We start from the raw sequence: 25483 nt of genomic DNA, 5'->3' as shown, positions 1-25483 counted from the left end.
AAATGCAGCAATCAAAGGAAGAACGTGTCCATAAGGTATTCGAAAAAATTTATGGAAACTACGACAAGATGAATTCAGTTATTAGCTTTCAGCAGCATAAACGCTGGCGTAAAGATACAATGAAACGAATGAATGTCCAAAAAGGAAAAGCAGCACTAGATGTTTGTTGTGGTACTGCTGATTGGACTATTGCGATGGCTGACGCTGTCGGATCGACAGGTGAAGTTGTCGGCCTAGATTTTAGTAAAAACATGCTAAAAATAGGCGAGGAGAAAGTTAAAAACCTCAATTTGACTCATGTTACACTTATTCATGGAAATGCGATGGAGCTTCCGTTTGAAGACAATCGCTTTGATTACGTTACGATAGGCTTTGGGCTTAGAAATGTTCCGGATTACTTACAGGTGTTGAAAGAAATGCGTCGTGTGCTTAAACCTGGTGGAATTGCCGTTTGTTTAGAAACCTCACAACCAACTATGTTTGGATTTAAACAGCTATACTTTTTCTATTTCCGCTTCATTATGCCGTTATTTGGAAGAATCTTCGCAAAAAGCTATAAAGAGTATTCCTGGCTACAGGAATCAGCCCGAGATTTCCCTGGTATGGTTGAATTGAAAAAAATGTTTGAGGATGCAGGCTTTAAAAATGTTCGTTTCAAGCCATACAGCGGTGGAGTTGCGGCCGTACATATTGGCGAGAAATAGGCATTAGTGTTTTTAAATAATGTTTAGTAAAGCGATATTAAAATAGATAGATTCAAAGCTGGTGAATACAAAATGATGAAATATAAATTAATGTATTCATTTTTGAGCTCGGATTTGAATGTTATTGAAAAAGAGCTTGAGGAGACAATTAACGCTCAAGCACCTTTATTGCGCCAAGCATCCCTGCATTTGTTAAAAGCGGGAGGAAAACGAATCAGACCTGTATTCGTTTTACTTGCCGGGAGGTTTGGTGACTATGACATTAACGTAATCAAAAATGTTGCAGTGACCTTAGAACTAATTCATACCGCAAGCTTAGTACACGATGATGTCATCGATAATGCTGAGCTGCGCCGTGGAAAGCAAACGATTAAGGCTAAGTGGGACAATCGGATTGCTATGTACACAGGTGATTATATTTTTGCGCGTGCCTTGGAGTTAATGACAGATATTAATAACCCGGTTGCCCATAAAATATTGTCTAACACTATGGTGGAGCTTTGTCTTGGTGAAATTGAGCAAATAAAAGACAAATACCGCTATGAGCAAAATTTGCGAGATTATTTACGAAGAATTAAGCGTAAAACAGCCTTGCTAATTGCTGCAAGCTGTCAACTTGGTGCAGTAGCAGCAAATGTAGAGGAAAAACTCCATAAAAAGCTATTCCAATTTGGCTATTATGTAGGAATGTCATTTCAAATTATTGATGATGTGCTTGACTTTACCTCTACGGAAAAAGAACTTGGTAAGCCTGCTGGGGGGGACCTTCATCAAGGTAATATTACCCTACCTGTTCTCTATGCAATGGAGAATTGGGAAACAAGGCAAGAAATTATTAAAGTACACGAAAACACTGAGCAGAAGGATATCGAACGAATCATTGAATTGGTAAAAAGTTCAGATGCTATCTCCCGCTCACTTGCTCTTAGTGATCGATATTTGGATAAAGCACTGATGATTTTAGAGGAACTTCCTAGAAATAAAGCTAAAAAAGTTTTAAGAGAAATTGCCTTGAACATAGGTAAGCGAAAATTCTAATATTGCGAATTTTTTCAAACAATGTTACTATTTTCATGGATTGCTTGATGTTCTGCAATCCACTATACATAAGTGTCTAGGAGTGAATTTAATGGAAAAGACTTTTTTAATGGTTAAACCTGATGGGGTTCAACGTAACTTAATTGGTGAAATTGTTTCACGTTTTGAAAAAAAAGGATTTCAATTAGCGGGTGCAAAGCTAATGAGTATACCTGTTGAGCTTGCTGAAGAGCACTATGGTGAGCATAAGGAGCGCCCGTTCTTTGGCGAACTAGTAGATTTCATTACTTCAGGACCAGTTTTTGCAATGGTTTGGCAAGGTGAAAATGTCATTGCGACAGCTCGTCAAATGATGGGTTCAACAAATCCGAAAGATGCTCTACCTGGAACAATTCGCGGTGATTTCGGTGTAACGGTTGGGAAAAATATTATTCATGGCTCTGATTCACCTGAAAGTGCAGTACGTGAAATCGGCTTGTTCTTTAATGAGGCTGAATTAGTAGAGTACGGTAAACTAATGAACGATTGGATTTATTAATCCGCATCTTAGCACTTGTAGTCAATACAAGTGCTTTTTTTGTATACGTTTACAGCTAAATGTGAATTGTTATGTTGTTCTTTTACAGGATGAACTTGTTCGTGCTACAATAAATACTATTGTAAAATCAAATTTCATAATTTTTAAATTTTTGTATTTTTATTTTTTATGTCGTATGTTATATTGAGACATAATCCTTTAATGAGTTGAAGGAGGAAAGTGTAATGAGATATTTAACAGCCGGGGAGTCACATGGCCCCCAATTAACCACGATTATTGAGGGTGTTCCAGCCGGAATGCCACTTGTTGCAGAAGATATTAATGTTGAACTGCAACGTAGGCAAAAAGGTCACGGTCGTGGCCGCAGAATGCAAATTGAGAAGGATACTGTCGAAATTATGTCTGGTGTTCGACACGGTGCAACGCTTGGTTCACCAATTGCTTTAGTTGTGGAAAATAATGATTGGAAGCATTGGACGAAAATTATGGGACAAGCACCGTTAGAACCAGAAGATGAACAAGAAGTAAAAAGACAAATCTCAAGACCAAGACCTGGACATGCTGATTTAAACGGTGCATTAAAATACGGTCATCGGGATATGAGAAATGTATTAGAACGATCTTCAGCGCGTGAAACAACGGTTCGTGTTGCTGCAGGCGCTGTTGCTAAAAAATTACTTGCTCTACTCGGGATTGAAATTGCTTCTCATGTAATTGAAATTGGAGGAGTAAAAGCAACTAATATTAACTATCAATCAATTGCCGAGCTTCAAGAGAAAACCGAACTATCACCTGTTCGTTGCGTTGATCCTGTTGCTGAAAAAGAAATGATGCAAGCAATTGATGATGCAAAACAAAATGGAGATTCCATTGGTGGAATTGTAGAAGTTGTTGTTGAAGGAATGCCTTCAGGTGTAGGAAGCTATGTCCATTATGACCGTAAATTGGATGCTAAGGTTGCCTCAGCAATCGTTAGTATTAATGCATTTAAAGGTGTTGAATTCGGTATCGGTTTTGAAGCAGCGAGAAAACCAGGCAGTGAAGTTCATGACGAAATTATCTGGAATCAAGAAGAAGGATATTCTAGGAGAACGAATCGCTTAGGTGGTTTTGAAGGCGGAATGACAACTGGACAACCGATCGTTGTTCGTGGGGTTATGAAGCCAATTCCAACGCTTTACAAGCCGTTACAAAGTGTTGATATAGAAACAAAAGAACCGTTCTCTGCGAGTATTGAACGATCTGACAGCTGTGCAGTACCAGCCGCAGCAGTAGTAGCTGAGAGCGCTGTTGCTTGGGAATTGGCATCCGCAATTATTGAACAATTCTACGCTGATCGTTTTGATAAATTAGCTGAGCAGGTTCGAGAGTATCGAGAATATGCGAGGGAATTTTAATGGAAACAGTGATAATCCAAACCAACTCGAAACAATATCCTGTTTACATTGGTTCGGGTGTAATCTCTGGTCTTAAAGCCTTTATTGAAGAAAGCTTTCCAAAGCTTTCTTCTATATTAATTATTTCGGACCAAACAGTTGGGGAGCTTTATTTGAATTCGCTAAAATCCCAACTCACTAGTTTTGAAACGGCCTCCTTTATAGTTCCAAGTGGTGAAAGTGCTAAGTCTTTTAATCATTTCTATGATTGTTTAACTTATGCACTTGAACAAAAGTTAGATCGTAAATCATTAATCGTCTCCTTTGGGGGAGGGGTAGTGGGTGATTTATCTGGATTTGTGGCAGCTAGCTATATGCGTGGCATAGCTTTTATCCAAGTCCCTACCACGATTTTAGCTCATGATAGCGCGGTTGGCGGAAAAGTGGCCATCAATCACCCATTGGGAAAAAATATGATAGGTGCATTTCACCAACCGGAAGCTGTGTTTTATGATTTAGACTATTTAGGAAGTTTACCTAATCGTGAAATTCGTTCGGGATTTGCAGAGGTAATTAAGCACGCATTAATCCAAGATGCTAAGTTTTATGACTGGCTGCGAGACAATGTAAGTGAATTAAGTCATATAAGTGGCGAGATTCTTCAATATTCGCTTGTTCGCGGAATTGAAATAAAAGGCGACATCGTATCACAGGACGAAAAGGAAACAGGGGTTAGGGCCTTTTTAAATTTTGGTCACACACTTGGTCACGCGATTGAAGCGGAATGTGGATACGGCGAAATGAGTCATGGTGAAGCGGTTGTAATCGGGATGGTCTTTGCGTTAAAGCTGAGTAAACAATTCACTGGATTGAAGTTCAATGAAGAAGAGTTCAAGTTATGGCTCGAGAGAATAGGATATCAAGTGACCTTGCCCGAAGGGTTAATCCCAGAAAAACTTCTAACAAGAATGAAGCAAGATAAAAAATCAGTCGGACAAAAAGCTCGTTTTGTATTATTAGAACAATTAGGGGTACCATGTTTACACGAAATTTCAGATGAACAATTATTAAAGAGTTTATCTGAGTTCTAGAAATAAAGGGGGAAATTTAGATGATCCGCGGGGTGAGAGGGGCCATCACGGTTAAAGAGGACAATGAAGCGGAGTTAGTCTCAGCTACTGAAAAGTTAATTAGACAAATGATTGAAGAGAACCAGATTACGGCAGACCAGGTTGCTTCAATTCTCTTTACTGTTACAAATGACCTTAAAGCTGCATTTCCAGCCAAAGCGGTTCGATTAATCGAAGGCTGGAGATACGTTCCGGTTATGTGTATGCAAGAAATTCCTGTGCCAGATTCCTTAAAGAAGTGCATTCGGGTTATGATGCACGTGAATACAAATACTGCTCAGGAAGATATTATGCATGTTTACTTAGAAGGCGCTGAAGTATTGCGTCCTGATTTGAGTACATCAAATCAAGCTTAGAATTCAACGGTATTTGAAAAGAATGATTTTGAATTATTAATTGGGGTGAAAGAAATGCAATGGAAGGAACAAATATTGGACCTACCGCCATATCAGCCAGGAAAATCAACGGATGCAGTAAAACGAGAATATGGCTTAGATAATATTGTCAAGCTAGCTTCAAACGAAAATCCATATGGCTGTTCAAAAAAAGTGGTAGAAGCCCTTCAAAAATCAGTGCAAGCATTAGAAATTTATCCAGATGGCCATGCCACATATTTACGAGCAGCAATGGCAAAGCATTTGCGGGTTAATGAAAATCAATTGATTTTTGGAAATGGCTCCGATAATATTATCCAAATCATTTCCCGCTCACTATTAACACCAGGGACGAACACTGTAATGGCGACTCCTTCATTCTCTCAGTATAAGCATAATGCTGTAATTGAAGGTGCAGAATCCCGTGAGATTCCTTTAGTGAATGGAGAACACGATTTAGACAATATGCTTAAAGCGATAGATTCTCAAACAAAAGTGGTATGGGTGTGTACTCCAAACAATCCATCTGGTGTCTATATTCCAGGGAATCGCTTAGTGAGCTTTATTGAGCAAGTTCCTGAAAATGTGTTAGTTGTATTAGACGAGGCTTATTTTGAATATGTGACAGCAGATGATTATATTAATTCAATTACGTTATTGGATAAATTTAAGAATTTGATTGTGTTAAGAACCTTCTCGAAAATATATGGCTTGGCATCTTTACGTGTGGGCTACGGTGTGGCAAATCCAGAGGTGATTTCTGCGCTTGAACCGGTAAGGGAACCTTTTAACGTTAATACTTTAGCGCAGATTGCTGCTGTTAGTGCGATTGAAGACCAAGAATTTATCGAAGAATGTAAGCAGAAGAATCAAGCAGGCCTTGAGCAGTTTTATCAATTTTGCCAAGAACAAGGCTTAAATTACTTTCCTTCACAAGGAAACTTTATTTTAATTGATTTTAACTTAGACGGAAATGAAGTATTCCAGTACTTGATGGAACATGGCTATATTGTTCGTTCTGGTAAAGCACTTGGATTTCCAACAGCGGTAAGGGTAACCGTAGGTTCTAAAGAGCAAAATGAGGGCGTTATGGCAGAAATGAAAAAGCTGTTGGAACTAAAATCTCAACAGGTTAGATAGGAAAAGGAAAAGGGATTATAAGGCGGTGGTCTGTTTGAGAGGCCGTGTATTTGTTATTGGGCTGGGGTTGATCGGTGGATCCCTGGCTCTTTCTATTAAACGTACACATGGGGAATCAACTATAATTGGATTTGATGTTTGTGAGCATCAAAAAAAATTAGCAAAAATGCTCGGGGTTGTCGATGAGACGACTGAGGATATCAGACATGAAGCGGAGCAAGCTGATTTAATCGTTATTGCGACTCCTGTAAAGGAAGCAGAAAATATTATTAAGTCGTTTGCAGAGATGTCATTAAAAAACAATGTGATTATTACTGATGCAGGAAGTACAAAAGCGAAAGTGGTCCAAGCGGCCAAGTGTTTGACTGAGAAGGGTATAACCTTTATTGGTGGTCATCCAATGGCTGGGTCACATAAGAGTGGTGTAACTGCGGCGAAGGAAATTCTCTTTGAAAACGCGTTTTATTTGTTAACTCCAGATTCTGATGTTGGTCAAAGGGAGATTGCTACTTTAAAAGCCTGGTTGTCAGGAACAAAAGCTAAGTTTTTAATCGTATCACCAGAGGAACACGACTATATGACAGGTGTCATTAGTCATTTTCCACATATCATTGCTGCATCTTTGGTCCATCAGGCTGAGCGATCAAGCCAAGAGCAGCAGCTTGTTACTAGACTTGCGGCCGGAGGTTTTCGTGATATTACAAGAATCGCCTCTAGCAGTCCTGAAATGTGGCGAGATATCCTTTTACATAATAAACTTGTCCTTATTGATATTTTTCATGACTGGATTGAAGAAATGCAGAAAGTTACAACAATGCTAGAAAGTGAAAATGGCGAAGCTATCTATCAATATTTTTTAAGTGCTAAACAATTCCGAGATGAAATGCCAATTAAAGATAAGGGGGCAATCCCAGCCTTCTACGATCTGTTTGTTGATATTCCTGATTATCCAGGGGTTATTTCGGAAATTACAGGTTATTTGGCCAAGGAAAATATCAGTATTACTAATATTCGAATTCGTGAGACTCGCGAAGAGGTTTATGGAATTTTAGTAATCAGCTTTCAAACTGAGGAAGATCGAGAGCGAGCAGACGATTGTATAAAAAAGTATACAATTTTTGATACTTCTGTAGGACCTTAATGAAAAACTTTCTTGATATAGGGGTGATAAGATGGGAAAAATTCAATTACAAACTAAAGCAACTGGTTTATCAGGAGAAATCCAAATCCCTGGAGATAAGTCCATTTCACACCGTGCAGTTATGTTTGGATCAATTGCTAAGGGAAAAACGACAGTGACCAACTTTTTGTTGGGCGATGATTGCTTAAGTACAATTTCATGCTTTCGTAAATTAGGCGTTTCGATTGAACAAGAAGTGGATAAAGTTACGATTTATGGAAATGGTCTTGAGGGCCTAATTGAACCATCCGAGGTTTTAGATGTCGGTAATTCTGGCACAACCATCCGACTATTAATGGGCATTCTCTCTGGTCGTCCATTTCATAATGTTTTAATTGGTGACCATTCAATTGGCAAACGTCCAATGACAAGGGTAGTAAAGCCCCTAACATTAATGGGCGCAAAGATTGATGGGAAAAAAGCAGGAGAGTATACTCCTATTTCCATTCGTGGTGGTGAATTAACTGGTATTGAATACACTTTACCAGTGGCTAGCGCTCAAGTTAAATCATCGATATTATTTGCAGGCATGCAGGCAACTGGAACTACAGTTATTCATGAGCCTGCTAAATCGAGAGATCATACGGAACGAATGATTCGCCAATTTGGTGGGAAGGTAGAAAATGATGGTCTCACTGTTTCTATTAATGGAGGACAGGAGTTAACGGCAAGCCATGTGAATGTACCAGGAGATATTTCGTCTGCAGCATTTTTTATGGTGGCAGGAGCGATTGTGCAAAATAGTGAAATCCTTTTAAAAAATGTTGGTTTAAATCCGACTCGGACAGGTATTGTAGACGTGATGAAGCAAATGGGTGCTGATTTAACGATACAAATGAATGAAAATGAGCAATTTGAACCTACCGGGGATTTAACGATTAAGACATCTGACTTGGTCGGAACAACGATTGAAGGCGAGATGATTCCACGCCTTATTGATGAAATACCAATCCTTGCATTACTTGCAACTCAAGCAAAGGGCACAACTGTTATTAAAGATGCTCACGAGCTGAAGGTCAAAGAAACGAACCGGATTGATACTGTTGTTGCAGAATTGACTAAGCTTGGCGCTTCAATTGAAGCAACTGAGGATGGAATGATTATTTATGGCGGAACTCCACTCGGCTCAGGCCAAGTTTCAAGTCACGGAGATCATCGAATTGGAATGATGTTAGCTGTTGCAGCACTAATATCCAACGGTGAAGTAACACTAGAGGATGCAGAAGCCATTTCTGTATCGTATCCGCAGTTTTTTGATGACTTAAATAAGCTATTAAAGTAATCTTCACGAAGGGTGTCCCAAAACTATAACTTTAGGGGCACCTCTTTTTTGCTTCTTAGCTTTTAGGTTATGATCCGCGGAGGATTTGGAATAATTTCGAGCGGACACAGATGACCTTATTTGTAGAAAAAACAATCGAATACAACCTTTTGCGGACACCAGATACCTAATTTGGCCAAAATCGTGAAAGTTAAACAGTTATTTAGGCAAATAGAGGACTCAGTGTCCGCTTCCACCTTGAGAATCCTGTTTTTGACACAAATAACGGCTAGGATGTCCGCTAAAAATGGTTTCCAATAGAGTCTTTTTGAAAAGATAAATACATATTTTTTGTTTTTGTTCATAGCTTGTCATAAGACCGTTTTTAAAAGAGGGTGGTTTTATGACCTATATTATTGAAAATGTCCATGTGTTGGATAATAAAACGTTTACAAAGGCAGCTTTTTTAATTAAACAGGATAAAATCGCCTCACGTCTTACTTCGGTTAAAAAGCTCACCTACATGAGAATGGATGCAAGTTCATTTATCATGACACCCACGTATGTTTTTTTTGATCAGCAGCTTCCGGAAAATAAACCATTTCAGGAAGTAAAACAGTATTTTCTTAATCGGTTCATCTTGAAGGGCTGTACGACCATTTTAACAACTGCTTCAATTGAATATGAATCAGATTTTTATCAGCAAATGAAGCGGAAGCTTGCACATTTAAACACTAGTCCAATTGACTTTTTTGTCGCAGTAAAAATTCCGGTGCGATTATTAACCCCATCGTTTATACGAATATGTAAAAAAGAGAAGATTCCGGCAATCTTCGTGAGAATCAAAAATCGCGAGGAGCTAGGAACGATTCCCTGGGGCTGGATTCGTGAGGCCTTATTTCCTTACAATTGTCCCATAATACCGGTTTTTGAAGTCGAACAAAAAGAACGATTAGCTGTAAGTGAAGCTTGGAAAAAAATCACTGTGAGTGAGAAGCTCCCCTCATTTTCTGATGAAATAAAAGCTCGACAGCCAATTCCTAGAACTGATTTGGCGAAAATCGGTATTTTCCCAGTGAAAGCAAACCTGCTTCATGGTGCGGAATTGAGCTATAATATGTATATGATGGAGCCAGAAAGCGTACAGGTTGAAGAATTGGATATGTTTCATTATCATAGTCATAGATTGGTAATAACGGTGCATAAGGGTAGTATTATACGTGCTGCCGACAAAACTCACTTTCGCTCTGGTTTTGGAGAGCAAGTAAAAGTCACCAAGCCGTCGTTTTATTCATTTTAGTTTGAAAGGATTATTTCATGGATACAGTTAATAAAATCGTCTCTCTATTAGAAAACGGTCATCAAAATGAAGCTATTCAACATTTCAAAAGACTACTGGAAAATGGAACTCCAGAGGAAAAGTTTGACCTTGCTGAAGAGTTAAATCGGTTAGGCTTTTTAGAAGAAGCAGCGGAGCTTTATCAGGATTTACTAGAAAGTTTTCCAGATGAAGGAGAATTAATGATTCAACTGGCAGAGATTCACATGGAAATTGGACAAGAAGAAGAGGCAATGCTCCTCCTGGAAAAGATTGATGTTGATGATGAGGCGTATCCTCAATCTCTGTTATTGTTAGCAGATTTATATCAAATGAACGGATTATTTGAGGTAAGTGAGCAAAAATTAATAATAGCTAAAAATTTATTACCAAATGAAGAAGTAATTGATTTTGCATTAGCGGAATTATACGGGGAACTCGGGAAGTTTTCTGAAGCAATTGATAGTTACGAACGTGTCCTCGCCAATGGGACGAAGGAGATTGCTGGAGTACAAATGCATCAGCGTTTGGCTGAAATGCTTAGTGCAAGTGGTTTATTTGAGGAAGCCCTGCCACATTATGAACGGGCATTGAACGAAAAGCTCGAAATAAATACTTTGTTTGGTTATGCTTTAACAGCTTATCAAGCAGATGCAAATAAAACGGCGATTGAGAAATTTGAACAGTTAAAGGAACTCGACCCAGAGTATCATTCGTTGTATTTAATGCTAGCAAAAGCGTACGAACGAGAAGAGGAACTGAATAAGAGCTTTGAGACAATTAAGAATGGAATCAGAATGGACGAGTATAATAAGGATTTATTTTATTATGGGGGTAAACTCGCACTGAAGCTTGGGAATGAGGAAGAGGCAGAAAATCTTATTCGTGAAGCAATTGCCCTAGATCCAGGCTTTACAGAAGCTGTGCTAACCTTGAACAAGCTTCTTCTGTTACAAGAGCGTTATGAGGAAGTCATAGAGCTAGCTAGTCAGGTTGAATTAAATCACGAGGTGGAGCCGCAGCTCCTTTGGGATACTGCAGTTTCTTACCAGCACTTGGAGCTGTATTCTGAAGCATTAAACAAATATCAACTTGCATATACTTATTTTAAGGATCACGAAGAATTTTTGAAGGATTTTGGTTATTTTTTGATAGAAGAAGGAAAAAGTGCTGACGCTGTCGAAATTTTTAATCAATTACTTAAATATGATCCAACAAATACAGAGTACCTTGAGCTAGTTGAGCGTTTTACGGACTAATAAGTTATTAGCAGTAAAAAATATGGTGTATTAACAGAGGAGGGAAGCAACCATGACGACCCCTGTATCTGTCAACGAGAAAAAGGATTTTATTCGTTGGTTTTTAAACCATTACCAGCTTAAAAGAAGAGAATGTGTGTGGATATTGAATTATTTAATGAGCCATGATCAATTAATGGAAAAAGTCCATTTTGTTGATCAAGCACAGTTTTGTCCAAGAGGGCTCATTATGTCAACACATTGTGTTGACGAGGTCCCTTTCCGATTTTACAAAGAAAACGTCATGACTACTGACGCAGAAAAGTCTTTTCATGACATTCGCTTAAATCGGGAAGAAGAAATCTATATTCAATTAAATTTTCATGCATCCAACCAAGTACATCAATATGCAGCTGTGCAAGAAGATAATCCGTTTATGCCAAAGAATACCCAGATTAGTGAGACAGACCGTCTTCTTGCTGAGCGTTTTTTGGAGGAAAGCATCAAACGTTTTCGGGAAGAAAAGCTTCTCAAGCAAATTGATTCTGCTTTAGATCACCATGATTCAGGAGCGTTTCTTGTCTTAACAGAAGAATTAAAGAATTTAAATAAGAGTTAATGGGAACAGCTTGCTTGCAAAAGCAAGCTGTTTTGTTTACCGTATAAATGGTATATGAAATCATGCCAATTAAGGTATGGTTAATTTATGTTGTGTGTTTTTTATTCAAAAAGTTTTTTTAGTAAAGGAACAGGAGGGGTATTTGTGAAATGGAACCCAGAAGATGTCGAAATCTTTCAGAAAGCGAAGGAATATGTTGATACGGCAGTTATTCCGCTATTACCAGTAACGTTTAACAGTGGAGAGATGGGACAAGCAGCAGGTATGAGCGAATTTATCACTTTGCTTTCTGGTCAGTTGGAAAGGCAATTTAAAGGGAGGATTTTTTTATTTCCTGGCCATGCTTATTTAAAGGAAGAGGTAGAGGAGAAGTTGCTTGAGGATTTGTTAAAATGGGAATCTAAACTATTAGAAAACGGATTCAGTCATGTTTTTTACTTAACTTCAGATTATTTATGGAAATCGGTGGAATCTCGTTTGAGCGGTTCGGTGATTTGGTTGCCAGCCATCCCGATGGAAACGATGCAAGAAGCGCAAAAGGTGTCGGTTGTTGAAAGTCAGGTAAAACAGTTGCTTATGATGTTTACTGAGAAGTGGAACAAAAATGAATAAATATTTTGAAAGTTAGACAGATTCCGCCAAGCTTGTTGTTGATTTTGTCACAAGATTGATATAATATGGTTATGTCCTAGTTTTATATTTTTGGTTTATTTGTCTCGTGAACTTACATTGTTACAAGGGGGGGGGATAAGCATGAGCAAGAATCGAGTTTCAAGACGTCAATTCTTGAACTACACTCTTACAGGAGTAGGAGGATTTATGGCAGCGGGGATGTTAATGCCAATGGTTCGCTTTGCCGTTGATCCTGTATTAGCAGCAAACGCTGGAGGAGATTTTATTGCAACAAAGCAAAAAGTTTCTGAAATCACATCAGAACCAGTCCGTGTTGACTTTAGTTTTGAACAAAAGGATGCATGGTACGTATCTGAAGTAACAAATACCGCTTGGGTGTATAAGGATGACAAAGGGGAAATTGTTGCACTTTCACCAGTTTGTAAGCATTTAGGCTGTACAGTTGGTTGGGCAGGCGACAAAGCAAGACCGGATGAGTTCTTCTGTCCATGTCACAACGGACGCTATGAGAAGGACGGTACGAACATACCGGGAACTCCGCCAATGGCACCGCTTGATGTATACCCATATAAAGAAAAAGACGGCTACCTACAACTAGGTAAAGCCAAACCAAGAGCCTAAAAGGAGGCGTAACCATTGTTAAACAAAATTTACGATTGGGTAGATGAACGTTTAGACATTACGCCTTTATGGCGCGATATTGCTGACCATGAAGTTCCAGAACACGTAAATCCGGCACATCATTTTTCTGCCTTTGTTTACTGCTTCGGTGGTCTAACGTTCTTTATCACTGTTATTCAAATTCTGTCAGGTATGTTTTTAACCATGTATTATGTTCCAGATATAAAAAATGCATGGGAATCAGTTTATTATTTACAAAACGAGGTTGCTTTTGGACAAATCGTCCGTGGAATGCATCACTGGGGCGCCAGCTTAGTTATTGTCATGATGTTCTTACATACTCTTCGTGTGTTCTTCCAAGGAGCTTATAAAAAACCGCGTGAATTAAACTGGGTTGTAGGGGTTTTAATTTTCTTTGTTATGCTTGGACTAGGCTTAACAGGATACCTATTACCATGGGATATGAAAGCGCTGTTTGCGACAAAAGTAACACTTCAAATCATGGATTCAATTCCATTGATCGGGCCTTATATTAAAACATTAATGTCAGGTCACCCTGATATCGTTGGTGCTCAAACATTAACTCGTTTCTTTGCGATTCACGTATTCTTCTTACCAGCTGCCCTATTTGGTTTAATGGCTGCTCACTTTATGATGATTCGTAAGCAAGGTATCTCAGGTCCACTATAAAAAATAATTAGTTATTTATACGGCTTTAATCATATGGTTAAAGGAGGGGGATTGCACAATGCATCGTGGAAAAGGTATGAAGTTCGTAGGTGACTCTCGTGTCTCTACAGAACGTAAACCTAATGTTCCGAAGGATTATTCGGAATACCCTGGTAAAACGGAAGCGTTTTGGCCAAACTTTCTATTAAAGGAATGGATGGTAGGTGCTGTTTTCTTAGTTGGATATTTATGCTTAACCATTGCTCATCCTTCACCGCTTGAACGGATTGCAGATCCAACAGATACAGGTTATATTCCATTACCAGACTGGTATTTCTTATTCTTGTATCAATTATTAAAATACACTTATGCATCAGGTCCGTACACCATTATTGGTGCAATGGTTATTCCTGGATTAGCATTCGGAGGCCTATTATTGGCTCCATTTATTGACCGCGGTCCACAACGCCGCCCATCAAAACGTCCATTAGCAACAGCGTTTATGTTGCTAGCAATTTCATCAATTTTCTATCTTACTTGGGAATCAGTTGTTAATCATGACTGGGAAGCTGCGAAAGCTCAAGGGCAAATCGTTGCTGAAGCTGAGTTTGACAAAGAATCTGATGGCTATAAAGTTTATCAGGATCAAGGCTGTGTTAACTGTCACGGAGATAACCTACAAGGTGGTGCAGCAGCACCAGCGCTGGTTGATTCCGGTTTAGATCCAGAAAAAATCGCAGATATCGCTAAAAATGGACAAGCTACTATGCCTGCTGGTATGTTCAAAGGTACTGACGAAGAACTTAAACAGCTTTCAGAGTTTATCTCTGAATTAAAAAGCAAATAAGTAAAAAAGCTGACGGTTATTCGTCAGCTTTTTTTTGCATAAAAAAAACGGTATTATTGTAGAAAGAAAGGTGGTGTAAGATGGGTTACATCTATGCGTTATTGGCAAATAGGAAAATACTTTGGTTACTTTTAATTATTAATATCATTGGTACGATTTATGGATACATATGGTATGGCTGGCAGCTTGCGGACACACCGACAATCTTCTTGCCATTTGTCCCAGACAGTCCAACTGCAAGCCTTTTCTTTGTATTTGTTTTAATCGCATTACTACTTAAGAAAAATTGGCCTATATTTGAGGCACTTGCCATTGTTACTTTAGTAAAGTACGGTGTATGGGCAGTAGTAATGAATTTATTGGTTGGTATCATCAACGGACAATTAGATGCGGTTGGATATATGCTAATGCTTTCACATTTTGCTATGGCAATCCAAGGTGTGCTGTACGCTCCTTTTTACCGATTAAAACCATGGCATTTAGTTGTCACAGGAGTTTGGGTCGTTCACAATGAGATAATTGATTATGTATTTAAAATGATGCCTCGATATCATACCTTGGACAATTACATGGCTGAAATAGGATATTTCACATTTTGGTTAAGTATTTTCTCTTTAGGAATCACCTATTATTTATGTTTAAGAAAAGGGCATTTTAAATTAGACATCACCAAATAAAAAGTGGTCTATCCTTGTCCATCCTCACATACATTATATTAGTAGTTGAGGAGGGACAATAATGAAAGTAAAATTACTGATAGTGTATATAGCCGTATTTCTAATGAGTACTATTACAGCAAATGCAGAGCCACCCTCGACAATTGCGCCATTAGATAATATTTCAGATGAAGCACTCGAAATGGTAAAATTACACCGCTACGAGGATGCTGAAAAGTTACTGCAATATTTTTCTCACCAATATTTAGCAAATATAGAAAAGGAAGCTCTATTTTCCAAAGATGACCTACGAATTATTACCGTCGCCTTTCAGGATGCGCTTGAAGCCACTAGAAATAACGATATTCCACATGCCGAAAAGATGAATCGGGTAACGACATTTCGACTAGTCATTGACGCTATTTCTTCCGGACAACAACCGTTATGGACTGAAATGGAAGAGCCAATTATGTCGGTTTTTAAAAATGCAAAAGAAGCTGCGCATAGCGGTGACAATGAAAATTTTCATGAAAGCTTCAATTCGTTTTTGACCTTATATAATATGATTTATCCTAGTCTAAAAATTGATATTCCTAAGCAGCAAATCCAAAGCTTGGATGCGAAGGTTAGTTATATAGACCATTATCGTCCAAAAGTCCTTTCGCATTCAGATAACCAGCAAGAATTAGATGAGGTTGGTAGTGATTTGCAATCGATTTTTGATAATAGACAAGAAGATGAAGCCGATCCGAGTCTGTGGTGGGTGATTATTTCAACGGGGAGTATCATCATTCTTACATTGTCTTATGTTGGATGGAGAAAATATCAAGGGGACCGGGAGCAAGAGAAAAATCGACCAACAAAGCTTAAAGAATGAATGATTAAAGTACAAAAAAAACCTGCTCAGTTACCGAACGTGGTATCGTGCAGGTTTTTTTGTAAATAGTATGATTTTACTTGGATTAGTGTTCTATTGGCATTTTGTTTTCATCTAATGTGAAGCCCTCTCCTAATACGTCGTGGACAATACCTACTGAAACGAAGGCATGTGGATCAATTGCGGTAATTAAGTTTTTTAAGCGAACGATTTCGTTCTTTCCAACAACGCAATAAAGGACCTCGCGTTCACTTTTGGTAAAAGATCCGTGACCGTGTAGGACTGTGACACCACGCTCCATTTCGGCCATGATTTTGTCGGCAATTTGGCTGTTTAATTCTGAAATAATCATTGCTCCTCTAGCTGAATAAGCACCCTCTTGCATAAAATCAATGACCTTTGCTCCGACAAATACGACAACTAAAGTGTACATCGCTTCTTTATAATTTAAGTATGTAATCAGCGATAGGATAATGACGCAAGCATCAAAGAGAAACATTGTTTTTCCCATACTCCAGCCAACAAATTTATAAACAAGTCGAGCGATAATATCAACTCCGCCAGTTGTTCCTCCATAGCGGAAAATAATCCCTAAGCCTGCCCCAATTGATACCCCAGCAAAAAGAGAAGCCAATGTTAAATCATCCTTTAATGGCATTTGAATTTGATAGCGTTGAAAAATCCATAAAAATAAAGAAACAGCTAGCGTTCCGATAATCGTATACAATAACGTTGAGCGACCAAGCAGTTTCCAGCCGACGAAAAATAACGGGATATTCAAGATTAAATTAGTGTAGGATGGATCCCACTTCAGCATGAAGTATAGCATTAAAGTAATACCGGTAAACCCGCCTTCAGCAAGATTGTTTTGCATATTAAAATGAACGATCCCGAAAGAATATATAGCAGCGCCAAGCATAATAAAAATAATATTTCTTAACTTAGGTCCTAAAAACATCTTCATTCCTCCACGCTTATTATTTTTATCTTAGAAAAGCATTTTCATTATAAAAATATAACTTCTAACAGTTATACTACCATTTCATTTTATAAACCTCACTTTTTATGAGAAAATAAGATTTGTAAATAGAATAAGTTTTAGCTAACATTAAGAATGGTATGAGAATTTTCTGTTTATATAGGGGGATTTATACGCATGCAAAACGACAAAACAGTGAGAGAGCTTCAGGCAGAGGTCGATGCCTATATAACTCAGTTTAAAGAAGGTTATTTCAGCCCGCTCGCGATGCTTGCTAGACTATCGGAAGAGCTTGGAGAGCTAGCCAGAGAGGTCAATCATTACTATGGAGAAAAACCTAAAAAAGTTACGGAAGAAGAAAAAGAAATTGAAGAAGAATTAGGGGACATGCTCTTTGTATTAATTTGTTTTGCTAATTCTCTAAATATTGATTTAGAACAAGCACATAACATAGTTATGAATAAGTTTAAAACCCGCGATAAAAATCGTTGGACAACCATACATAAGGAAGAGGAGAACAAAGGTAATGAGTAATATTAAGATTGTTGTTGCAGGTCCGCGTGGACGAATGGGAAGAGAAGCAGTGCAGCTTGTTGCTCGCACTGAGAATTATCAATTAGTAGCTGTTATTGACCATAAGCACAGTGGAAAAACATTAGCTGAACTTGATGGATTTACTGGACTTGAAACACCCATTTACGATAATATCGAGCAATGTTTCCAAGAGCACAAACCAGATGTTTTAATTGACCTAACCACACCCGAGGTTGGAATGTACCATACAAAAACAGCACTTCAATATGGAGTACGGCCTGTAGTCGGGACAACTGGTTTTTCAGTGGATGATTTAGCAGAATTAGATGATCTTTGTAAGGAAAAAGAACTAGGCTGCATTATCGCACCAAACTTCGCGGTCGGTGCAGTGTTAATGATGAAGTTTTCGAAGCTAGCGGCAAAATACTTCCAAGATGTTGAAATTATTGAACTTCATCATGATCAAAAATTAGATGCCCCATCAGGTACTGCAGTAAAAACTGCACAAATGATTAGCGAAGTAAGAGAAGAAAAGCAGCAGGGTCATCATAATGAAAAGGAAACGATTCAAGGTGCTAGAGGAGCTAATTTTGACGGGATGCATATTCATTCCGTGCGCTTACCAGGTCTAATTGCCCATCAACAGGTATTATTCGGTTCAGAGGGACAAACGTTGACGATTCGTCATGATTCCTACAATCGCGCTTCATTTATGTCAGGAGTAAAACTTGCAGTTGACACAGTCATGAACCTTGAAACACTGGTTTATGGTTTAGAAAACATAATTGAATAATTTTTTTGAGCTAAAGAATATGGTTGATTGCAGTGGAAATCAACATGTCTTCTTTATCGGCCAATAAATAAAGAATGGGGAATCCGGTAATGAATATTGCCTTAATCGCACACGATAAGAAAAAAGATGATCTTGTCAGATTTGTAATAGCATATGAAGCCATTTTTGCGAAGCATACCTTATTTGGAACAGGAACTACAGGATTGAGAGTGATGGAGGCGACAGGCCTTGATGTAGAAAGATTTCAATCTGGTCCATTCGGTGGAGATCAAGAGGTAGGAGCGTTAATTGCAAAGAACAAAATGGATATGGTCTTCTTTTTCAGAGACCCGCTCACTGCGCAGCCACATGAACCTGATGTAAAGGCGCTTGTTCGACTTTGTGATGTATACTCTGTGCCACTTGCTACCAATATGGGGACTGCAGAAGTACTAATTAAAGGATTAGAGCGGGGCGATATGGAATGGAGAAAAATAGTCAACGAAAGCCGATCATAAACCAACAAAATATTCATCTAGATATATTAGCATTTGGTGCCCATGCAGATGATGTTGAAATTGGAATGGCAGGAACAATAGCGAAATATGCAGCACAAGGAAAGACAATTGGAATATGTGACCTGACAAAAGCTGAGCTTTCTTCGAATGGAACAGTTGAACGGCGTCTGATTGAAGCGAAAGCAGCGGCAAATGTCTTAGGCGTGCACATCAGAAAGACGTTAGACCTTCCTGATCGTGGCATTTATATTAATGATGAAAGTATGAAAAAGGTGGTCGAAGTGATTCGTTATTTTCGACCAAAGCTAGTTTTTGCGCCATATTTTGATGATCGTCATCCTGATCATGGAAATTGTGCCCGCCTTATTGAAGAGGCGGTTTTTTCTGCGGGAATAAGAAATTTCTATTTTGAATGCAAATATCCAGCTCATAAACCAAATAATCTTTATTTTTACATGATAAATGGTTTTCATAAACCGGATTTCGTTATTAATATATCAGAGTTTTTTGATAAAAAGCGCGCCTCCCTAGAAACTTATCAAAGTCAATTTGAACGAAGTACTGACACCGTCGATACCCCGCTTGTAAACGGATATATTGAATCGGTTGAAGCGAGGGAAAGGCTTTTTGGTAAAGAGGTTGGAATTCGCTATGCCGAAGGTTTTAAGGTTAAACGACCATTCCTAGTTGATTATGACTTGTTAGGGGAACAGCAATGAAAAAATTAAAGATTGGCATCACCTGCTATCCGACCATCGGAGGGTCGGGTGTGGTGGCCACAGAACTTGGGAAAATGTTAGCTGAACGAGGACATACGATCCATTTTATTTCCTCGAGTATGCCCTTTCGTTTAAAAAAAATGTATCACAATATATCGTATCATCAGGTGGATGTAAATGAGTACTCTGTGTTCCAATATCCACCATATGATATTGCGCTTGCGAGTAAAATGGCAGAGGTAGCTAACATGGAGGAACTTGATCTTTTACATGTACACTATGCTATTCCACACGCAGTGTGTGGCATCCTTGCCAAGCAAATGTGTGAGCGAGATTTAAAGATTGTGACCACGTTGCATGGGACGGATATTACTGTCTTAGGACATGACCCATCGCTTTCAAATGCGATAAAATTTGGAATTGAAAAATCAGATTACGTCACGGCTGTGTCAAATGCATTGATTTCACAAACGAATGAATTATTGCATCCCAATCAATATATTCATCCGGTTTATAATTTTATTGATACAAGGGTTTATCAAAAGACGGATTCTCAGCATTTACGTGATGAATTTAACATCCGTGATGAAGAAAAAGTCGTCATACACGTGTCGAATTTTCGTTCGGTTAAACGGGTTCCAGATGTTGTGATGGCATTTTCTAAAATTGCTGATAAAATTCCAGCACGGCTCCTGTTAGTAGGAGACGGTCCGGAAATGTCAGTAGTCTCTAAGCTTGTCTGTTCATTGGGAATTCGCGAAAAGGTTTGTTTTTTGGGGAAACAGGAAAATTTAGAAGAGCTATATTCTATCAGTGATTTAATGCTGTTGTTGTCTGAAAAAGAAAGCTTTGGTCTAGTAGCACTAGAAGCGATGGCATGTGGTGTTCCGTGCATAGGGACAAATGTTGGTGGGATTCCTGAAGTGATAATCGCCGGTGAAAATGGTTTCCTATGTGAATTAGGTGATATAGAAATGTGTGCCAAACAAGCGGTAGAGCTTCTATGTAATGATGAACTCCATCAGCAGTTTTCAGAAAACGCTATGAAAACAGCAAAGACGAAATTTGCTGCAGAACAAATAGTGTCTCAATATGAAGATATATACTATAGTTTGTTAGAGCATGGTGAATAATGTGAATCCTTTATTTAGAAACGCGCTTCCTATACTAACTAAAATTGAAGATGCCGGATATGAAGCTTATTTTGTTGGTGGCGCAGTAAGAGACCACCTGCTCAATCGGCCAATTTCAGATGTGGATATAGCCTCATCGGCAACGCCAGCAGAAATTAAACAAATATTTCCTCATACTGTAGATGTAGGGATTGAACATGGTACGGTTCTAGTCCTTTATCATGGTTGCAGCTATGAAATTACCACCTTTCGCACGGAAACGAGCTATAAGGATTTTCGAAGACCAGATGAAGTACAATTTATACGTTCGCTAAATGAGGATCTAAAGCGTCGTGATTTTACGATGAATGCCATGGCGATGAATAAAGACGGTGCAATCATTGATCCATTCTTTGGTAGAAAAGCCATTTCTGAACGGAAAATAGTTACAGTAGGCAGAGCCGAGGATCGGTTTACAGAAGATGCTTTAAGAATGATGCGGGCAATTCGCTTTGTTAGTCAGCTTTCATTTAGCTTAGATGACGAGTGTTTTAAGGCACTTGAAAATATGGGTCATTTATTAACCCATATTGCTGTGGAAAGAAAATGTGCTGAGTTTGAGAAGCTTTTGGTAGGTAATAATCGTAATGAAGCGCTTCAATTCTTGTGTATGACGAATTTAGATTACTATTTACCGGTGTTAAAGACTTATCATAAAAGAATAGATCGTGTTGCACAATTTGATAATCATGAATTATCAATAGATGAAATGTGGACCTTGTTAGTACATTTAATTGAAATAGAGTCAAGCAGTTTGGAATCTTTTTTAAGAAGCTGGAAACTACCAGGTAAAAAAATCCGTGATATCAGACAGATAGTACACTGGCTGTGTTTCCGATTAGAAAATAACTGGGACAATCAAGCATTGTACGCAGCCGGAAAATCTTACATGATAAATTCAGAGAGAGTTTTTAACGTTTTACAAGGTAAAAATACAGAAGCAGACATAAATAACTTGCTAAAACGCTATCATTCTTTGCCAATAAAATCAAAACAGGAATTGAACATAACTGGTACAGATTTAATGAAGCTGTTGAATAGGCCACCAGGTCCCTGGATTAAGGAAACGTTAACGAAAATAGAGGAAGAAATTCTTGAGGGTAGATTAGAAAATGAACAAGTAAAAATAAGGGAGTGGGTGAATTTATGCAATCTGAGGTGAGAAAAAAGCTACTTGATGCCTTTACTGAAGCGAACGGTGATTATCTTTCAGGTCAATATTTAGCTGATTTAATCGGCTGCTCCAGAACTGCAGTTTGGAAGCATATTGAAGAGTTGCGTAAACATGGTTTTGAACTGGAAGCGATTCAAAGAAAAGGTTACCGCATCATAAAGACGCCTGATCAAATTTCTGCCGATGAAGTTCGGTTAGGTTTAACGACAAAATTTCTTGGTCAAAACATCCATTATCAGGAAAGTGTTGATTCAACGCAAAAAATTGCTAAAACACTTTCTTATGAAAATGCACCTGAAGGTACTGTAGTTATAGCGGAAGAGCAATTAACAGGTCGGGGGAGAATGAACAGAGCTTGGCATTCACCTAAATATACAGGTGTATGGATGAGTATGATCTTACGACCGAATATTCCTATCCAAAAGGCACCGCAGCTTACTTTGATTACCGCCGTAGCTGTGGTAAGAGCGATTGAAGAGGTTACAAAGCTATCTCCAGAAATTAAATGGCCAAATGATATATTACTTCACGGCAAAAAGGTGACTGGAATTCTGACTGAACTTCAAGCAGAAGCTGACCAAATTTTTGCCATCATAATCGGAGTGGGGATAAATGTGAATCAACAGTTAACGGATTACCCTGAAGAACTTCGTGATATTGCCACATCATTGGCGATTGAATCTGGAGAAAAAATATCAAGAGCACAAATGATTCGAAGTGTCCTTTCCAATTTTGAGAAGCTTTATTTGTTATACTTGGAGGATGGCTTTACTCCGATTAAGCTACTTTGGGAAAGCTACGCGATTAGCATAGGAAAAACGATTATCGCTAGAACGATTAATGAAAATATTCGTGGTAAAGCTTTAGGTATTACGGAAGATGGTGTCTTGCTAATTGAGGATGAGGCTGGTAAAATACATCATGTTTACTCAGCTGACATTGATCTCTCAGAAAATTAAGAAATTTGTAGCCAAACTTAATATACTTCTGATATAATCTTTTTGGGTAGTATCGAAAGAACTGCACCAATTTATCAATTATATTTTAATAATGGATATCTGCCTAGATCCATAACGGACCAGGACAGAGGGATAAAACAAACAAAACACGCTTATACAATCCTTCTGCCATAAGAAGGATTTTTTATTGTTTTGTCTCCTCTTTCCAAAGAAATGGAGGAAAGATGATGAAGCAAACGACAGATTTTTTGAAAATGAAAGCAACTAATGAAAAGATTGTCATGCTAACTGCTTATGATTATCCACAAGCAAAAATTGCCGAAAAAGCAGGCGTTGACATGATCCTTGTAGGAGATTCATTAGGAATGGTAGTATTAGGCTATGATTCTACGATTCCTGTAACTATGGAGGATATGATTCATCATACAAAAGCAGTAAAAAGAGGCGCGGGGGACACTTTTATTGTAGTGGACATGCCTTTTATGAGTTATCATTTATCCAGGAAAGACACGTTGGTGAATGGAGCAAGACTGCTACAGGAAACGGGTGCTCATGCAGTTAAAATTGAAGGTGCAGATACTTTCGTTCTTGAAGGAATACAAGCTCTTACAAACGCTGGTGTACCAGTTGTTGCCCATTTAGGATTGACACCTCAGTCAGTAGGGGTTCTTGGTGGTTATAAAGTTCAGGGTAAAGATGCTAAGCAGGCCCAAAAGCTCATTGAAGACGCTCTTAAGTGCGAAGAAGCGGGAGCATTTGCAGTTGTGCTGGAATGTGTACCAAAGCAATTAGCAAAAGAGATTCAACAACGTATAACGATACCAACGATTGGAATTGGAGCTGGCATTGACTGTGATGGACAAGTTCTTGTCTTTCATGATGTTGTTAATTTCGGAGTGGATCGTGCACCTAAATTTGTTAAACAATACGCTGATAGCAACGAATTGATGACTTTAGGAATCAATTCGTATGTTACAGAGGTTAAAATTGGCTTGTTCCCTACTGAGAAACATAGCTTTACAATGAAGCAAGAGGAACTAGTCGGCTTATATGGAGGCAAGTGATGAAGGTTTATACTAAAATAAGTGATTTGCGAACGGATCTCTTCAAGGAAAAGGCAGCAGGAAAAACGATTGGTTTCGTGCCAACAATGGGCTATTTACATGAGGGACATGCATCATTAATGGATCAGGCTAGAAAAGAAAACGATGTGGTTGTTTTAAGCATATTTGTCAACCCGCTTCAATTCGGTCCGAAAGAAGATTTCGCCTCTTATCCGCGTGATTTTGAGCGAGACAAGCAAGTGGCAGTCAATCACGGGGTTGATTATATATTCCACCCAGCTGCAGAGGAAATGTATCCAACTAAGCCATCGGTTATTGCAGTCGTTAAAGATCGAACCGATGTGTTATGTGGAACATCAAGACCTGGGCATTTTGACGGAGTGGCTACAGTATTGACAAAGCTTTTTAATATTGTGTTACCTAATCGCGTTTATTTTGGTTTGAAGGATGCTCAACAGGTGGCAGTAGTCGATGGTTTAGTAAATGACTATAACTTTCCGATAGAAATCGTTCCTGTTCCAACAGTACGTGAGGAAGATGGATTAGCTAAAAGCTCGCGTAATGTGAACTTATTACCTGAAGAAAGAAAACAGGCACCGGCCATCTATCAAGCGTTAAAAATAGCAGAACGAGCGATTGATACGGGGGAAAAGGATCCGGATTCACTTGTTAAAATCGTTGAATCACATATTAATGAAAATACAGATGGAATTGTCGATTACATTGAAATCTATTCCTATCCAGAACTAAAGGTGATTGAACAAGTAAATGGAAAGATCATTATAGCGGTAGCAGTTCGCTTTAGCAAAGTCCGCTTAATCGACAATCTTATTATTCAATTATAGGACTAAAGGGTCCAAATAGGGGGAAAATTATGTTTCGCACAATGATGAACGGAAAAATCCATCGTGCTCGTGTTACTGAAGCAAATTTAAATTATGTGGGTAGCATTACGATTGACGAAGATATTTTAGACGCTGTTGGCATGCTTCCAAACGAAAAAGTGGCAATTGTAAATAATAATAATGGTGCGCGTTTTGAAACCTATATCATCCCAGGTCAAAGAGGCAGTGGAGTTGTTTGTTTAAATGGTGCTGCAGCTCGACTTGTTCACGAAGGGGATGTAGTAATTATTATCTCTTATGTACTCGTTTCAGAAGAGAAAGTTAAAGATCACAAGCCTAAGGTTGCAATTATGAATGAGTATAATCAAATTGTTGAAATGATAAATGCAGAGCCTGAAGCTACTGTTATGAACGTATAACCCCCACTTTTTAGGGGGTTTTTCTTATGCAATAGCCGAATAGCTGAGAAAGTTAGTTTAAGGGTGTTAGATTTGTGGAAAAAAGATAATAGATGTTCTTTTGATTTTT

The 25483-nt window shown here is 38.5% G+C and carries 29 protein-coding genes; 28 read left to right on the top strand and 1 reads right to left on the bottom strand.

Annotated features, from left to right (window positions below):
* Window positions 1–2 precede the first annotated feature (2 nt).
* The 18 genes from FXW34_RS09720 to ypjB all read left to right on the top strand — a co-directional run bounded on the left by FXW34_RS09720 (window position 3) and on the right by ypjB (window position 16219).
* Window positions 3–704: a demethylmenaquinone methyltransferase gene (locus FXW34_RS09720; protein ID WP_147533789.1), complete on the top strand. Its 702-nt coding sequence runs from the start codon at window positions 3–5 to the stop codon at window positions 702–704.
* Window positions 705–779: 75 nt separating this feature from the next.
* Window positions 780–1742 (top strand): heptaprenyl diphosphate synthase component II, encoded by a 963-nt coding sequence (gene hepT, locus FXW34_RS09715; RefSeq protein ID WP_147533958.1) that lies wholly within the window; start codon window positions 780–782, stop codon window positions 1740–1742.
* A 91-nt stretch (window positions 1743–1833) separates the two neighbouring features.
* Entirely contained in the window at window positions 1834–2280 is a 447-nt protein-coding gene (gene ndk / locus FXW34_RS09710) for a nucleoside-diphosphate kinase (protein ID WP_147533788.1), read from the top strand.
* 224 nt (window positions 2281–2504) lie between these two features.
* Complete coding sequence (gene aroC / locus FXW34_RS09705; RefSeq protein WP_147533787.1) at window positions 2505–3677, top strand: chorismate synthase; 1173 nt, start codon at window positions 2505–2507, stop codon at window positions 3675–3677.
* Window positions 3677–4747, top strand: a complete 1071-nt coding sequence (gene aroB, locus FXW34_RS09700; RefSeq protein ID WP_147533786.1) for a 3-dehydroquinate synthase — start codon at window positions 3677–3679, stop codon at window positions 4745–4747. Before aroC ends, aroB begins: the two co-directional genes overlap by 1 nt.
* A 20-nt stretch (window positions 4748–4767) precedes the next feature.
* Window positions 4768–5142 (top strand): chorismate mutase, encoded by a 375-nt coding sequence (aroH, locus tag FXW34_RS09695; protein ID WP_147533785.1) that lies wholly within the window; start codon window positions 4768–4770, stop codon window positions 5140–5142.
* Between the two features lie 54 nt (window positions 5143–5196).
* Window positions 5197–6300, top strand: coding sequence for a histidinol-phosphate transaminase (gene hisC, locus FXW34_RS09690; RefSeq protein WP_147533784.1), 1104 nt, complete (start codon window positions 5197–5199; stop codon window positions 6298–6300).
* A 34-nt stretch (window positions 6301–6334) separates the two neighbouring features.
* Window positions 6335–7441 carry a prephenate dehydrogenase gene (locus FXW34_RS09685; RefSeq protein WP_147533783.1) on the top strand — a complete coding sequence of 369 codons (1107 nt, stop codon included), beginning with the start codon at window positions 6335–6337 and terminating at the stop codon, window positions 7439–7441.
* Window positions 7442–7472: 31 nt separating this feature from the next.
* Window positions 7473–8762, top strand: a complete 1290-nt coding sequence (gene aroA, locus FXW34_RS09680; protein WP_147533782.1) for a 3-phosphoshikimate 1-carboxyvinyltransferase — start codon at window positions 7473–7475, stop codon at window positions 8760–8762.
* A gap of 382 nt (window positions 8763–9144) precedes the next feature.
* Entirely contained in the window at window positions 9145–10041 is an 897-nt protein-coding gene (locus tag FXW34_RS09675) for a hypothetical protein (protein WP_147533781.1), read from the top strand.
* 17 nt (window positions 10042–10058) lie between these two features.
* Entirely contained in the window at window positions 10059–11318 is a 1260-nt protein-coding gene (locus FXW34_RS09670) for a tetratricopeptide repeat protein (RefSeq protein WP_147533780.1), read from the top strand.
* A gap of 52 nt (window positions 11319–11370) precedes the next feature.
* Window positions 11371–11916: a ReoY family proteolytic degradation factor gene (locus FXW34_RS09665; RefSeq protein WP_147533779.1), complete on the top strand. Its 546-nt coding sequence runs from the start codon at window positions 11371–11373 to the stop codon at window positions 11914–11916.
* A 144-nt stretch (window positions 11917–12060) separates the two neighbouring features.
* Window positions 12061–12528, top strand: a complete 468-nt coding sequence (locus tag FXW34_RS09660) for a YpiF family protein (protein WP_147533778.1) — start codon at window positions 12061–12063, stop codon at window positions 12526–12528.
* A gap of 141 nt (window positions 12529–12669) precedes the next feature.
* Entirely contained in the window at window positions 12670–13170 is a 501-nt protein-coding gene (locus tag FXW34_RS09655; RefSeq protein WP_147533777.1) for a Rieske (2Fe-2S) protein, read from the top strand.
* A gap of 15 nt (window positions 13171–13185) precedes the next feature.
* A complete protein-coding gene (gene qcrB, locus FXW34_RS09650; RefSeq protein ID WP_147533776.1) occupies window positions 13186–13860 on the top strand; it encodes a menaquinol-cytochrome c reductase cytochrome b subunit in 675 nt (224 codons plus the stop codon).
* 58 nt (window positions 13861–13918) lie between these two features.
* Complete coding sequence (locus tag FXW34_RS09645; RefSeq protein ID WP_147533775.1) at window positions 13919–14686, top strand: menaquinol-cytochrome c reductase cytochrome b/c subunit; 768 nt, start codon at window positions 13919–13921, stop codon at window positions 14684–14686.
* Window positions 14687–14766: 80 nt separating this feature from the next.
* Window positions 14767–15363: a lipoprotein heptaprenylglyceryl N-acetyltransferase LhaT gene (gene lhaT / locus FXW34_RS09640; RefSeq protein ID WP_147533774.1), complete on the top strand. Its 597-nt coding sequence runs from the start codon at window positions 14767–14769 to the stop codon at window positions 15361–15363.
* Window positions 15364–15424: 61 nt separating this feature from the next.
* The gene (gene ypjB, locus FXW34_RS09635; protein ID WP_147533773.1) at window positions 15425–16219 is read left to right on the top strand and encodes a sporulation protein YpjB; all 795 of its coding nucleotides are present in this window, start codon (window positions 15425–15427) and stop codon (window positions 16217–16219) included.
* An 85-nt stretch (window positions 16220–16304) separates the two neighbouring features.
* Here the strand turns inward: ypjB and FXW34_RS09630 are convergent, their stop codons facing one another.
* A complete protein-coding gene (locus tag FXW34_RS09630) occupies window positions 16305–17177 on the bottom strand; it encodes a YitT family protein (RefSeq protein ID WP_147533772.1) in 873 nt (290 codons plus the stop codon).
* A gap of 198 nt (window positions 17178–17375) precedes the next feature.
* On the opposite strand from FXW34_RS09630, the gene FXW34_RS09625 reads away from it, so the two are divergent.
* The 10 genes from FXW34_RS09625 (at window position 17376) to panD (ending at window position 25374) form a co-directional block, all read left to right on the top strand.
* Window positions 17376–17732 carry a nucleotide pyrophosphohydrolase gene (locus FXW34_RS09625; RefSeq protein WP_147533771.1) on the top strand — a complete coding sequence of 119 codons (357 nt, stop codon included), beginning with the start codon at window positions 17376–17378 and terminating at the stop codon, window positions 17730–17732.
* Entirely contained in the window at window positions 17725–18525 is an 801-nt protein-coding gene (gene dapB, locus FXW34_RS09620; RefSeq protein ID WP_147533770.1) for a 4-hydroxy-tetrahydrodipicolinate reductase, read from the top strand. Before FXW34_RS09625 ends, dapB begins: the two co-directional genes overlap by 8 nt.
* A gap of 89 nt (window positions 18526–18614) precedes the next feature.
* On the top strand, window positions 18615–19022 hold the full coding sequence (mgsA, locus tag FXW34_RS09615) for a methylglyoxal synthase (protein WP_147533769.1): 408 nt from the start codon (window positions 18615–18617) through the stop codon (window positions 19020–19022).
* The gene (bshB1, locus tag FXW34_RS09610) at window positions 18989–19741 is read left to right on the top strand and encodes a bacillithiol biosynthesis deacetylase BshB1 (RefSeq protein ID WP_147533768.1); all 753 of its coding nucleotides are present in this window, start codon (window positions 18989–18991) and stop codon (window positions 19739–19741) included. Before mgsA ends, bshB1 begins: the two co-directional genes overlap by 34 nt.
* On the top strand, window positions 19738–20874 hold the full coding sequence (gene bshA, locus FXW34_RS09605; protein ID WP_147533767.1) for an N-acetyl-alpha-D-glucosaminyl L-malate synthase BshA: 1137 nt from the start codon (window positions 19738–19740) through the stop codon (window positions 20872–20874). The genes bshB1 and bshA overlap by 4 nt, the downstream gene beginning before the upstream one ends.
* 1 nt (window position 20875) lies before the next feature.
* Complete coding sequence (locus tag FXW34_RS09600; RefSeq protein WP_246140957.1) at window positions 20876–22075, top strand: CCA tRNA nucleotidyltransferase; 1200 nt, start codon at window positions 20876–20878, stop codon at window positions 22073–22075.
* Entirely contained in the window at window positions 22060–23046 is a 987-nt protein-coding gene (locus tag FXW34_RS09595; RefSeq protein WP_147533765.1) for a biotin--[acetyl-CoA-carboxylase] ligase, read from the top strand. Before FXW34_RS09600 ends, FXW34_RS09595 begins: the two co-directional genes overlap by 16 nt.
* A gap of 227 nt (window positions 23047–23273) precedes the next feature.
* Window positions 23274–24110: a 3-methyl-2-oxobutanoate hydroxymethyltransferase gene (panB, locus tag FXW34_RS09590; protein WP_147533764.1), complete on the top strand. Its 837-nt coding sequence runs from the start codon at window positions 23274–23276 to the stop codon at window positions 24108–24110.
* A complete protein-coding gene (gene panC, locus FXW34_RS09585; protein ID WP_147533763.1) occupies window positions 24110–24955 on the top strand; it encodes a pantoate--beta-alanine ligase in 846 nt (281 codons plus the stop codon). The genes panB and panC overlap by 1 nt, the downstream gene beginning before the upstream one ends.
* Before the next feature lie 29 nt (window positions 24956–24984).
* The gene (gene panD / locus FXW34_RS09580; RefSeq protein ID WP_147533762.1) at window positions 24985–25374 is read left to right on the top strand and encodes an aspartate 1-decarboxylase; all 390 of its coding nucleotides are present in this window, start codon (window positions 24985–24987) and stop codon (window positions 25372–25374) included.
* Window positions 25375–25483 lie beyond the last annotated feature (109 nt).

The sequence above is a fragment of the Bacillus marasmi genome, assembly GCF_902168435.1.
GTDB lineage: Bacteria > Bacillota > Bacilli > Bacillales > Cytobacillaceae > Bacillus_BU > Bacillus_BU marasmi.
This window is presented reverse-complemented; position numbering and strand designations above follow the sequence as displayed.